This window comes from Streptomyces krungchingensis, assembly GCF_054729265.1.
Window position 1 is genome coordinate 635600 of the sequence record NZ_JBPUKY010000002.1, and the last position, 11907, is coordinate 647506.

Consider the following 11907-nt stretch of genomic DNA (forward strand, 5'->3'; position numbering starts at 1 on the left):
GCCACGCCGGAGGTGGTCACCGTGATGATGCCGCCTCTGCGTGCTCACACCTCGCGGTCGGGTCGGAAGCCTCAGCCGAGGCACACCACGAGCACGCAGATCTCGCTCGGCGATGTCGATATCAGGGCGGGGTTGCTCTGCGAGGCGGACGAGTCCGTGTCGTGGGCGGTCGCGGGCTCGGACGACTGCTCCGTCGTCGTGCTGGGGTCCGCAGGTGCGCTGGTGTCGGCCGCCGGAGCGGTGCTCTGCGGCTGTGGCGTCGATGCCGTGGCCGTGCGGGCCGACGCGGTCTTGTCCGACCGGACGACCGGCAGCGTCGCTCGGGGCGTGGCCGACAGGGACTGCTGCCGTGGGGCGTTGGTCGCCGTCGGTTGCGCCGGGGAAGGGGTGGCAGAGGAGCGGCGGGTGTCCTGTTCGGGTGCCGGCGTGGATGCCGGACGGCTCTGCCCGGACGGCTGCTCCTGCGCGACGTCCATGGTCGGGTCTTCCGGCGCTGCGGCCGCCTGCGTCCGGTCGGTGGAGTGCCGGTCCATGGCGGCGATGGTCAGACCGCCTCCGACGAGCGCGACGGCGCTTGCGACCGCCGCCCGGCGCTTGTTCTTCTTCCAGCGAGCCAACTGGCGACGCCGCGCCGCCCGCCCCTGCTGCATGGGCGGCATGCTCTCGGCCTCGGAGGCCCCGGCGTACGGGACCTCGTCGTCCGAGGGGCTGTCGTACCACGTGCCGGCGCTCGTGCCGGGGCCCGTGTCGGCCCGGTGGGCCGTCGGAGCCGGTGCGACGCCCGTCCCCGCCGGGGCCAGTCGGATGCGGCCGTCGGCGGTGCGCGGTGCGATGTCCGGGGCGTAGGCGCCGCACCCGGGACACACCAGGGCACCGTTGAGGTGCCGACGGCACGAGGAGCAGTAATCCATATGTGGTTTTCCGGTCTTCCTGGGTCGACTGCGCTTGCGGCCCGCGCGGGCCACGGCCTGGTCACATGTGCACAGGGGATCGAGCGATCAGTCACGCTAACGGGCCTTTCGAGACGCTGTGTGCAGCCTGTGTGATGCTCCTGCGTGGGTTCCTTGCGCCAGGAGGGGACAGCGGGACGGATCTACGCAGATTCGCCCACGACAACGCCCCCAGCCGCTGCGGCCGACCACTCGCAGTGGCACCGCTGCTGTCGTGCGGGCGGTTCGATGGACCGCCGATTTCGATGCCCGCCTCATGCAGAAAAGAAATCCTCACTCGAGGGCCGAACGCCGGATGCGCGGCTGAATTCCGGGCCGGTGCGGGGTGGACCGTCGCCGCGCACGCAGGATTCCGCTCCGTGACCGGGACGGCACCTGGGGTTGAGTCGAGCGCCGTTGCTGGGGCTGAAGGCTGATCGAGGCGCCGTTTTTGCAGGGTGGATCGGTCCTGTCCGGGCGCCCTCTCCAGCGCTCATAGGCGTTGTTCTCGGCTGGGTCAAGCCCCGAGTTCCCGGAGCGTGACCTTTCTGGACGATTCCCGCCTACTTGAAGTGCGGGCCTCGCCGGAAACACCGGAAAGAGAACGAGGCACCACATTCCGAAAAATCTCCTTTCGATCAGCAGAGGGAAAAGCAATGAAGCGCGTGATCCGAAAGCACGGCACTATCCGTCCCAAGCGTCGGCTGAGTCTCGCCACGGTGGTGGCCTCGTCCGTGGTGATCGCCGGCGGCGTGATCCTCCCGGCCACGTCCGCGATGGCCGCCCCCGCGTCCGAGGCATCGGTGGCGGCTCTCGTCGGCGGACACAAGGACAAGAATTACAAGTGCTACAAGCACCACAAGAACTACAAGTGCAAGGGCCACTGGAAGGGTGGCCACCACAAGGACTACTGGAAGGACCACCACTGGGGTCACCACAAGGACCACTGGAAGGACCACAAGGACCACAAGGACCATTGGAAGGACAAGGACCACTGGAAGGACCACAAGGACCACTGGAAGGACAAGGACTCCCAGGGGAAGGACGAGAACAAGGACCCCCGGGGGAAGGACGAGAACAAGGAAACAGACCCGAACGGCACGACCACCGACCCGAACGGTACGAACACCGACCCGAACACGGACCCCAACGGGACCGACACGGACCCGAACGGTACGAACACCGACCCGAACACGGACCCCAACGGGACCGACACGGACCCGAACGGTACGGACACGGGGACCGACACGGGGACGGACACCGGCACGGACACCGGCACGGATGAGAGCGCTGACACGGGTACCGATGCGGGCACGGACGTAGGTGCGGACGAGGCTGCCGACTCGGGTGGCAGTGATGACGGCGGCGGCGACATGGGTGGCAGTGACGACGGCGGCGGCGACTCCGGTGGCAGCGATGACGGCGGCGGCGACTCCGGTGGCGACTCGGGCGGCGATGGCGGTGGTGGCGAGTGACCGACCATCCGCTGACGGTCCGGACTGGTTGGTGACGACCGGATCGTGAGACTCCTGGCGAGGGGTGAAGGCCTGTGAAGGCCTTCACCCCCTTTCTCGTGGTCGTGCAACTTGGAAGTCGACGTCGGTGCAGCCTCTTCGCTGCGCGGTATTGGGCTGTTCGGTCATTGCGGCGGGATGTCGTGCCCGGCATCGGGAGCACCGCAGCTGTTCGGCCTGATCATGGAGTGTTCGTTCAGAAACGACCGGCGGAGCGCTTCGGGGCGCGGGGGCCGACATGTCGCCGCAGCCGCTGTGGGCTGCTCGTGGAATGCGTGCTGTGGGTGATGTGGTGAACTGGTTGACGTCGCTGCCGGCGGTGGTGCTCGTGGTGGGCGGGCTCGTCCTCGCCCTGATGGTCGCGGCCGGGGCGCGAGTCGGCGTGCGGGCACTGGTACCGGAGGCGGAGCGGGATCGGGTACCGCCGATCGTCATGCCTTTGATGCCCACTCTCGGTGCCGCTTTCGCGATCTTCGCGGCACTGTCGCTCGCCAGCGAGGCCACCTACTTGCGCACAGCAGAGGGGCTGGTGAGCGACGAGGCGGCCGCGTCGTCCCGGCTGGCCTGGGCGGCGACAAGTCCGCGGGTCCAGTCGGAGCCGATCCATGCGGCCCTGGCGGACTACTTGAAGATCTCGCGTGAAAGGGAATGGAAAGGAGCAGCCGCGGCGTCCGGTGACGACGTGGCCACCGCTCGCGCGATCGCACAACTGGAGCGGACCGTACGCACCGAGGCGGCGCGACCCGAAGTGGGAACCACGGCAGGAACGGAGCTGGTGGTCTCCCTGGACGGTGTCACGAGCAGTCGGCGCGCCCGCGTGGCCGCTGCTTCGCGTGACGTTCCCGCGCTCTACGTGGTCACCCTCGTGGTCAGCGGGCTGGCCTTGATCGTGAACTCAGGCGCGCTGGTTTTCCGCAGCAGTCTGCGGACGTCGCTGCTCATCGTGGGTGTGGCGAGCGTGGTCGGGCTGAGCCTGGCGTTGCTCTTCGCTCTCAGCGCGCCGTGGAGCGGCGCGTTCATCGCCAGCGGGCATCCGCTGGATGCCGTGATCACGGACCTGAGGTCCGGCTTCTTCGGCGGCGCGCGGTAGGCGGCCGGCGCGACGCCACGGCCGCAGCCTCACCGGCGGTCGGTGAGGCCGGCGGGCCCCGATGGCGCCGGCGGTCGTCGCGAGGTCCGTCCTGCCCGTTCAGCCGGTGTGGAGGATGCGGAAGCGGTCGGGTTGTGCCGGATCCCGGTCGACGACCTGGACGGGCGGCCAAGCCCATTGCCAGACGCTGATGCCCGGCGTGCGGGTGAACTGGATCCGGCCGCGGGTGCCTTCGACGCTGATGTGCGGCCAGGATCCGGCAATCCGTGCCCGGTCCGTGCCGTGGGAGCGCAGGACATCGGCGAGGACGGTGACGGTGTCGTATCCCTCGAAGGCGACGAAGGAAGGTGCTCCTGCCAGTCGCGCGCGCAAGGTCGCCTCCACTTGTGTGCCGAGTGGGCTGAGCCGCTCCGGCAGGTAGCGCAGGAACGGGACGGCGGTGCTGTCGTCGCCCAGCAGCGCCACCCACTCGGCGAACTCGGGTTGCCCGGCGGGAGCACCGATCATGATGTCGGCGAGGCGCTTGTCGCGGCGGACGGACTTGACGATCGGCACGGCCGGTTCCGGGTGGCCGACCAGGAGAAGGAGGGCGGTCGCGCGATGGTCGACGAGCGCGTCGCACAGGGCGGTGGGGGTGAGAACGCGCATGTCGAACTCGGTGACGGTGCCACCGTGCGGAGCGAGGTGGCCCCGCAGAATGCGAGCCCCGGATGCCCAGTAGACGCTCGGATCGGCTGCTACGGCGATGTGGCTGTGGCCCGCGCCGAGGAGGAAGTCCGCGTAGACCTGCCAGCTGCGGGACTGCGCCGGGGCGAGGCGCGCGACCCATGGCGTGGGCCGGTCGGTGAGCGTGTCGAGAACGGCGGACGCGCACAGGAACGGCAGCCCGAGGGCGTCGGCCCTGGCGGCAGCGGATCGTGCGACGACACTGTGGTACTCGCCCACCACGGCGGCCACGCCCAGGCGGGCCAGTTCGTCGACGGCAGCCGCGGCCTTCTGAGGATCGGCCGCGGTGTCCCGGACCACGAGATCGAGCGGTCTCCCGGCGATCCCGCCGGTGTCATTGACGTGGCTGACGGCCAGTTCGAGTCCGGCGAGCAGGTGGTGGCCGGCTTCGACCCAGCCGGGCCGGGTCAGCGGAACAAGAGCGCCGATCCGGATGGATGATCCGGCGGGCTGCTCCGCTCCGGGCGGCGAGGGCGGCGTATTCATGCGGGGGCGTCTTCCGTGTGGCGGTGCGGTTGCGGTGTGCCCGGGGCACAGGGTGGCAGAGCCCGGTTGTACGCGTTCATCCCGTCTCGCCGTGGCGGGCACACCTGGGTGATCACACCGGACATTGCATCCGCCGCCATCGCCCTCAGGCAACCGATTATGAGTTCGCTGAACTGCCGGGCTCGTGCTCCCCCTTGTCGCCGCCGAGGTCCGGGCCACGGCAGGGGAGCACGCCGTGATCGCCCGGGCCGGCCTTCCGCGGTCCGCGGGGAGACGTCCCCTCTCCTCGGCCGGCCCCTCACCTGGTGCGAACCGCGATGCAGCCGGCGGGCGTGACACGCCGGCGGTTCGCGGGTGCGTTCAGGTGGTGCTGTCGGGGTCGGTCTCGGGGTTGGTTGTCGGGGCTTTGGTGTGAAGGACGTCGCGGGCTTGTTCGGCGGCCCGGGTGATGCTTTCGGAGACGAAGTCGAGGAAGCGGGCGATGTTCTCGAGGCGAATGGCTGCGGGGGTGCCGGTGCCGAGGACGGGGACGCCTTGGCGTGAGGTTTCCGCGAGTTGGGCCGTGGAGTGGGCGCTGGCGATCATGGACTGGTACCAGATGTCGTCGTCGACGACGTAGCGTTCGCGGCGTCCCTCGCCCGTCTCGCGGCGTACCAGGCCCTGGCCTTCGAGGAATGTGATGGCTTTGGAGATGGAGGCGGGGCTCACCTGCAGGTGCGCGGCGAGTTCGGCGGCGGTGAGGCTGCCGGAGTCGGTGAGGGTGAGGCAGGCCATCACCCGGGCCATCATGGTGGGAGCGCCGGAGGCCATTATCACGGTGGTGAACACCTCCTGGTACTCACGCACCGCCTCGGCGTCGCGCCCGTAGGGCTGTTGAGGCGTCCTCGGGCTGCGAGGGGTGGCCGGCTTGCGGCGGTGGGCGCGGTGTTCGGTGGCGCGGTGGGCGATGTCCGCGCGGTAGGCGTTGGGGCCGCCGTTGCGCATGACTTCACGGGTGATGGTCGAGGTCGGGCGCTCGAGGCGGCGGGCGATCTCGGCGTAGGCCAGGCCGTCGGCCAGCCCCAGCGCGATCTGCTGGCGTTCGGGCTGGGTGAGTCTGCCTCCCGGCATGCGCACTCTCCTTCGTTCACTGCGTGTGCTTACACCATAGCGTTCACTTTCCATTCATTGCAACGGGTTCACTGAGGGGGTGTTGCGTTAGTCGCGAGACCATTGCAACAAAATTTACGCATCGACCTGCGGCTATGGTGAGTTGACGCAACAACATGGTTGTCGGAGTAGTGAATGCAACGTAGCTTTTCCGTTGTCGGAAACGACGGGCCGCGAGGGTCCGCGCCGGCAGACAAAGGAGCTACGTCATGCAGAAGTTCGCCACCCCCGCCCCCGTCCAGGCCGTGCTCGCCATCCCCGCCGGACGTATCCAGCTGATCGCGGCCGACCGCGCCGACACCACGGTGGAGGTCCTGCCCGCGGATGCCTCCAAGGGCCGTGACGTGAAGGCCGCCGAACAGATCCGGATCACCTACGACGACGGTGTCCTGCGCGTCGAGGCCCCGGCGGCCAACAATCGGATCCTCGGCACGTCCGGTTCCGTCGAGGTGACCGTTCAGCTGCCGACCGGTTCCCGGATCGAGGCGAAGACGGCCGCCGCCGAACTGCGGGGCGTGGGACGCCTCGGCGACGTGTCCTTCGACGGTGCGAGCGGCACGGTCAAGCTCGATGAGGCCGACAGTGCCGAACTGGTCGGCCTGGACGCCGACATCACGGTCGGCCGCCTCAACGGCTCGGCGGAGATCAGCACCCAGAAGGGCGACGTGACCGTCACCGAGGCCGTGCGCGGCACGCTCACCCTGACCACGCAGAAAGGCGACATCGCCGTCGGCGCCGCCCGCGGTGTCTCCGCCTCCCTGGACGCCGGGACCGGTTACGGCCGTGTCGACAACACGCTGAAGAACGACGGCACCCCGGCCCTGGCCATCAAGGCGACCACCACCCACGGTGACATCACCGCCCGCAGCCTCTGAAGGCCCGGGGCGTTCCCCGCGGTCCGTGTCCCGCAGCGGCATCACGGACCGCGGCTTCTGCCCCACGGCGGTATCGCCGCTCGTATCAACCTCTTTGAAGGAGCACTGTTCATGACCAGCTTGGCCATCGCGGCGAACGGGCTGCGCAAGTCCTATGGCGACAGGACCGTACTCGACGGCATCGACCTGGCCGTCCCGGCCGGGTCCGTGTTCGCTCTGCTCGGCCCGAACGGCGCCGGCAAGACCACTGCCGTCAAGATCCTCTCCACCCTCATCACCCCCGACTCCGGTTCCGGCGAACTGCGAGTCGGTGGGCATGACTTGGCCACCGACGCGCAGGCCGTCCGCGGGGCGATCGGTGTCACCGGGCAGTTCTCCGCCGTCGACGGGCTGATCACGGGGGAGGAGAACATGCTCCTCATGGCGGACCTGCACCACCTGTCCAAGGAGGAGGGACGGCGGGTCACTGCCGAACTGCTGGAGCGCTTCGACCTGGTGGAGGCAGCGCAGAAGCCCGCCTCGACCTATTCCGGCGGTATGAAGCGGCGCCTGGACATCGCCATGACCCTGGTGGGCAGTCCGCGGATCATCTTCCTCGACGAGCCGACCACCGGCCTCGACCCCCGCTCACGGCACAACATGTGGCAGATCATCCGCGAGCTGGTCACCGGCGGCGTGACCGTCTTCCTCACCACCCAGTACCTGGAGGAGGCCGATGAACTCGCGGACCGGATCGCGGTGTTGAGCAACGGGAAGATCGCTGCCGAGGGCAGTGCCGAGGAGCTCAAGCGGATCGTGCCCGGCGGGCACGTGAAACTCCGCTTCACCGACCCGGCCGCCTACCGGAACGCCGCTACCGCACTGGGTGACGCCGCTGCCCACGACGACGACGCTCTTGCACTGCAGATCCCCAGCGACGGCAGCCAGCGCGCACTGCGCTCCCTCCTCGACCGCCTGGACGCGGCCGGCATCGAGGCGGACGAGCTGACCGTGCACACCCCCGACCTCGACGACGTGTTCTTCGCCCTCACCGGCGACACGAACATCCCTGCCCAGTCCGCCCAGTCCGCCCAGTCCGCCCAGTCCAAGGAGGCTGTCCGATGAGCTCTGTGTCCCTCGCCGTGCGTGACTCGGCCACGATGCTGCGCCGCAACCTGCTGCACGCGCGCCGCTACCCGTCGCTCACTTTGAACCTGCTGCTCACCCCGGTCATGCTGTTGCTGCTGTTCGTCTACATCTTCGGCAACACCATGAGCGGCGGGCAGGGCCGGACCGCCTACATCGCCTACCTCGTTCCCGGCATCCTGTTGATGACCATCGGCTCCACCACCATCGGCACCGCCGTCTCGGTCTCGACCGACATGAACGAGGGGATCATCGCCCGCTTCCGCACCATGGCCATCCACCGCAGCTCCGTGCTGTTCGGCCACGTCGCCGGCAGCGTGCTGCAGGCGATCATCAGTGTGGTCCTGGTCGGCGCGGTCGGCGTCGCGATGGGCTTCCGCTCCACCGACGCGACTGTCCTGGAGTGGCTGGCGGCGTTCGGACTGCTCGCCCTGGTCGCCCTCGCGTTCACGTGGATCGCGGTCGGCATGGGCCTGTCCAGCCCCAACGCCGAAGCGGCCAGCAACAACGCCATGCCGCTGATCCTGCTGCCGCTGATCTCCAGCGCCTTCGTGCCTCTCGACTCGATGCCGGGCTGGTTCCAGCCGATCGCCGAGTACCAGCCCTTCACCCCCGCCATCGAGACCCTGCGCGGACTCCTCCTCGGAACCGAGATCGGCAACAACGGCTGGATCGCCATCGGCTGGTGCCTCGCCCTGACCGCCCTCGGATATCGCTGGTCCAAGGCACAGTTCGACCGCGACCCGAAGTAGCCGCCATGACGACGCGGGCGACCCCCGCACTCCGTCTCGTCCCACCTCGCACTCCGCACCCTGCACCGAAGGCGGCGTACACCGGCACCCGCGCCGGAGTACGCCGCCGCTCTGCGTACGAGGGGCGGGCCCGGGCCACCTGCCGTCTTGTGAGACGGTGCGTCGTCAGGCACGGCTCGGCAGCCCAATGGGCGGCCGCTGATCCAGCCACCTCCCGTCGCGCATGATGACCCTCCCGCGCAGTTCCGGCACGCCGCGCCAAGCACGCACGGTCCTCGGGACGACTCGTACATACAGAAAGGAACCCTCTTCCACGCGTGGATCCCACCCGAACTTGCCGGCGAACGCTTCCGCCGCGCCTTCGGGCACCTTCTCGTCGGGGAAGCACTCCGCCTCGCCCTGGAGGAGCACCACGTCGAAGGTGTCCGGCAGCGCGAGGCGCACGCGCGGCTCTTTGCGTACGTTCCGCGCAGTCACGGAAGTGGCGCTGGTGCACATCCACACCGCTCGCCCGTCCCACAGGAACCACAGAGGCAGCTGGTGCGGCCCGTGATCAGGGTGAGCCGTCGACATCCACACATCCCGCTCGGTGACGAGCCGCCCCAGAGTGTCGCGCACACGCTCCGGCGTCTGGCGGCAAACGATTCCCTCGGTCTCCATGAGGACCGACCCTAGCCAGGCAGGCGCGAAGCGCGCCTGAGGCGCAGGACCTACTCCCAGCGACCGATGAGCCGCGCGACTTTTGACCCGGGGCGAGCAACTTCGGTGCTCGGAGTGGCCGGCGGAAGTTCAGTCACACTTGTCTCCGGTGATGGCCGGCTCGTGATCGTGCCTGGTGGCTGCGTCGCCAGGCGGACCGGCTGAGACGGTGGGCTTCGATTCCTCGAAGCCCGATCCTCATGTGTCCGCCTGTGTGGCCGCTCAGGCGAATCTCGCGTGCGCTATGGCCGGTGGACGGAGCAGACTGCCAGGCATGGTCGACATGGGCAGGTTCCGGAGCGAGGTCGCAAGGTGGGCGGGCGGTGGCTCCGACCGGTTGGCGAGAGAGCTGGCCGAGCTCTTGGGAGCGCATACGGCGGTGTTGCTGGAGGGGCTGAGCGACCTCGCGGCCGTGGAAGCGCTGGCCGCGGGGCGGAGCCGTGACCTGGCGGCCGAGGGGGTGTGCGTGGTGGCGATGGGCGGTGCGATGAGCGTCGGCCGCTACGCGCAGATCCTGGGGCCGTCCGGTCTTGGCCTGCGCCTGACAGGGCTGTGCGACGAGCGGGAGAGGCCCTTCTTCGACCGAGCCTTCAACTCGGCGCCGCACTCCGGTGTCTTCGTCTGCACGGCGGATCTGGAGGACGAGCTCATCCGCGCGCTGGGCTCGGCGCGTATCGAGCAGATCATCCAGGCCGAGGACGAACTGCGCGCCTGGCAGACGTTCCTCCAGCAGCCCGCCCAGCACGGCCGTCCCCGGCACCAGCAGTTGCGGCGCTTCATGGGCACGAAGAAGGGGCGCAAGATCCGTTACGGCCGTCTGTTGGTCGAAGCCCTCGGCCCCGACCAGGTGCCGGCTCCGCTGGACGGCCTTTTCGCCGGCCTGTGACGGGCTGTGTCCGCAAGCCGGCCCGACAAACGCGCCGTCGGGTACGAGGCGACCGTGCTGGTCGCGGCCATCAACGAATGGCTGTGATCAGCACGTGGCCACGTCTCAGGCCCAAACCGCTTTGACCACGGCGTGGCCTGCCGAAGCCGCCTGCCCGTAGAACTCTTTGAGGTTCCTGTGGTGTTCGAGGTGTTCCTGCTTGGTCCGGCCGAGGGCACTGAACCGTGCGTCGACGACGTTCCACAGCTCGTCGAAAGAGACAGTCGTAAGGAATCGCGCGGCCTGTGACACCCCGGGCGGCTCCAGAAGCATCAGCGGAGGATCGGAGGGGTCGGCGTCAGCGCTGTGGGGTACCGGGCGGCCGCCGTAGATCGGCAAATTCCAGGGCTCGTCGGCGTCTGTACAGAGGGGATCAGCGGCGGCGTAGAGGTTGTTGACAGCGTCCCAGTCCTTGTTGATCGAGTGGGCGATGCCCGCTGCGTACTCGTCGATGTCGTTTTCCCACGCCTCAGACATGAACGCGGCGAGCCAGGTGTGGTCATCCCGGATCTCGGACTCAGCCACGGCACGAAAGTGCAGGTAGATGCTCATGACGACGAATCCCTCAACTCAACGACCCACCTGTCGGGCCGAACGGACAGAACCTGCTCGAGCGCACTGACAGCACGTGCCGTCGACAGCGACTCGCGGCATCCGGCAGGACTCTTTCGAAACACGCCCTCGCCGAGCTGGGCGTGGGCCTGGCTGTGGCCACGCCCAGGCGGAGACGGGGAGGGCAGCGGCACGGAGCGCGGGCCGTCCCCGGGAATCGCGGGGTGTGGGGCGGTCGTCCCGGTGCGTGTGGACAGGGCTATCGCGCTGAGTACCACGGCAGTGGCGAGTGCGACGCGGCCCACGGCACGCCCCGCGGGTCCCATCAGTTGCTCTTCTCACCGACCGTGGAGGCGTCCGACGACTCCGGCGACGGCAGTTCTCCCTGGCAGGTGGCGCGTCCGAACCTGCCGAAGGCGGTGGCGGTCTGGACGTGCCGGCCACGAACGGCGAGTTGGCAGCTGGCCCGCCCGCCCTGTTCCCCGAGGGTGATGGTCACGAGGGGTGCCTTGCCGAGCGGGACGTTCACGGTCTTCTTCCACGGCAGCGTGATGTCGTGGGCCACCACGGCATCCCCGGACTCGCTTCGCGCCTGGTACGTGATGTCGGCCGTGCCCTTGCCCTCGATCTCGTACGTCACCGCGGCGGTCGGTGTCCGAGGGATCGGCTTCTCGGTGGTGTCGAGCACGCCGTAGGCGACGAGTCCGGCACAGGCGGCGAGAAGCACAGCGCCGACGGCAATTCCGCGGCGGTCCGTGCCGCTAGAGCCCTTATCCACTCGCGGTTCCGGCGCGCTTTCGTCGGAACTCTCCGGCGCAGCACTGCCTTTCGTGGCTTCTGCGTCGTCCGGCCTCTGTATCGATGGCATGGAGCTCCCGCTTTCGGATCGGCGCGCATTCCCGGTACGAATGCGGGCGGCTGACGGACCGGCTGGTTATACCTCACGGAGTACGACTCGATCCAACGGCCGGAAAAATCAGACCAATCGACCGCCCGGTTCGCCGAACTTGGTCGACATCGGGACAGCTGTCCGCATTGTCGCCTCCGTTGACATGAACTCGTCCTTCTGGTTAGAACTCCGCCTG

12 protein-coding genes are annotated in these 11907 nt (G+C 68.7%); 6 read left to right on the forward strand and 6 right to left on the reverse strand.

From position 1 onward, the window contains the following. Positions 1-71: 71 nt before the first annotated feature. Entirely contained in the window at positions 72-911 is an 840-nt protein-coding gene (locus ACSYGO_RS43575; RefSeq protein WP_460390114.1) for an SCO2400 family protein, read from the reverse strand. A gap of 674 nt (positions 912-1585) precedes the next feature. On the opposite strand from ACSYGO_RS43575, the gene ACSYGO_RS43580 reads away from it, so the two are divergent. Together ACSYGO_RS43580 and ACSYGO_RS43585 are read left to right on the forward strand one after the other, a co-directional pair. Continuing rightward, positions 1586-2404 (forward strand): hypothetical protein, encoded by an 819-nt coding sequence (locus ACSYGO_RS43580; protein WP_426675084.1) that lies wholly within the window; start codon positions 1586-1588, stop codon positions 2402-2404. A gap of 319 nt (positions 2405-2723) precedes the next feature. Continuing rightward, entirely contained in the window at positions 2724-3533 is an 810-nt protein-coding gene (locus ACSYGO_RS43585) for a bestrophin-like domain (RefSeq protein ID WP_426675083.1), read from the forward strand. A gap of 99 nt (positions 3534-3632) precedes the next feature. Here the strand turns inward: ACSYGO_RS43585 and ACSYGO_RS43590 are convergent, their stop codons facing one another. Both ACSYGO_RS43590 and ACSYGO_RS43595 read right to left on the reverse strand, forming a co-directional pair. After that, complete coding sequence (locus tag ACSYGO_RS43590) at positions 3633-4745, reverse strand: ABC transporter substrate-binding protein (RefSeq protein ID WP_460390115.1); 1113 nt, start codon at positions 4743-4745, stop codon at positions 3633-3635. Between the two features lie 360 nt (positions 4746-5105). Next, a complete protein-coding gene (locus ACSYGO_RS43595) occupies positions 5106-5855 on the reverse strand; it encodes a GbsR/MarR family transcriptional regulator (RefSeq protein WP_426675081.1) in 750 nt (249 codons plus the stop codon). 248 nt (positions 5856-6103) lie between these two features. On the opposite strand from ACSYGO_RS43595, the gene ACSYGO_RS43600 reads away from it, so the two are divergent. From ACSYGO_RS43600 to ACSYGO_RS43610, 3 genes are all read left to right on the forward strand, one after another. After that, complete coding sequence (locus ACSYGO_RS43600) at positions 6104-6769, forward strand: DUF4097 family beta strand repeat-containing protein (protein WP_426675080.1); 666 nt, start codon at positions 6104-6106, stop codon at positions 6767-6769. 111 nt (positions 6770-6880) lie between these two features. Then, positions 6881-7873 (forward strand): ATP-binding cassette domain-containing protein, encoded by a 993-nt coding sequence (locus ACSYGO_RS43605; RefSeq protein WP_460390116.1) that lies wholly within the window; start codon positions 6881-6883, stop codon positions 7871-7873. Next, positions 7870-8646 (forward strand): ABC transporter permease, encoded by a 777-nt coding sequence (locus ACSYGO_RS43610; protein ID WP_426675078.1) that lies wholly within the window; start codon positions 7870-7872, stop codon positions 8644-8646. The genes ACSYGO_RS43605 and ACSYGO_RS43610 overlap by 4 nt, the downstream gene beginning before the upstream one ends. Before the next feature lie 165 nt (positions 8647-8811). Here the strand turns inward: ACSYGO_RS43610 and ACSYGO_RS43615 are convergent, their stop codons facing one another. After that, on the reverse strand, positions 8812-9306 hold the full coding sequence (locus ACSYGO_RS43615) for a pyridoxamine 5'-phosphate oxidase family protein (RefSeq protein WP_460390117.1): 495 nt from the start codon (positions 9304-9306) through the stop codon (positions 8812-8814). A gap of 313 nt (positions 9307-9619) precedes the next feature. Between ACSYGO_RS43615 and ACSYGO_RS43620 the strand changes: the two genes are divergently transcribed. After that, positions 9620-10231, forward strand: a complete 612-nt coding sequence (locus ACSYGO_RS43620; RefSeq protein ID WP_460390118.1) for a TOPRIM nucleotidyl transferase/hydrolase domain-containing protein — start codon at positions 9620-9622, stop codon at positions 10229-10231. 105 nt (positions 10232-10336) lie between these two features. Here the strand turns inward: ACSYGO_RS43620 and ACSYGO_RS43625 are convergent, their stop codons facing one another. After that, complete coding sequence (locus tag ACSYGO_RS43625; protein WP_460390119.1) at positions 10337-10822, reverse strand: DUF1877 family protein; 486 nt, start codon at positions 10820-10822, stop codon at positions 10337-10339. A 325-nt stretch (positions 10823-11147) separates the two neighbouring features. Beyond that, positions 11148-11549 carry a hypothetical protein gene (locus ACSYGO_RS43630; protein WP_460390120.1) on the reverse strand — a complete coding sequence of 134 codons (402 nt, stop codon included), beginning with the start codon at positions 11547-11549 and terminating at the stop codon, positions 11148-11150. Between the last annotated feature and the right edge of the window lie 358 nt (positions 11550-11907).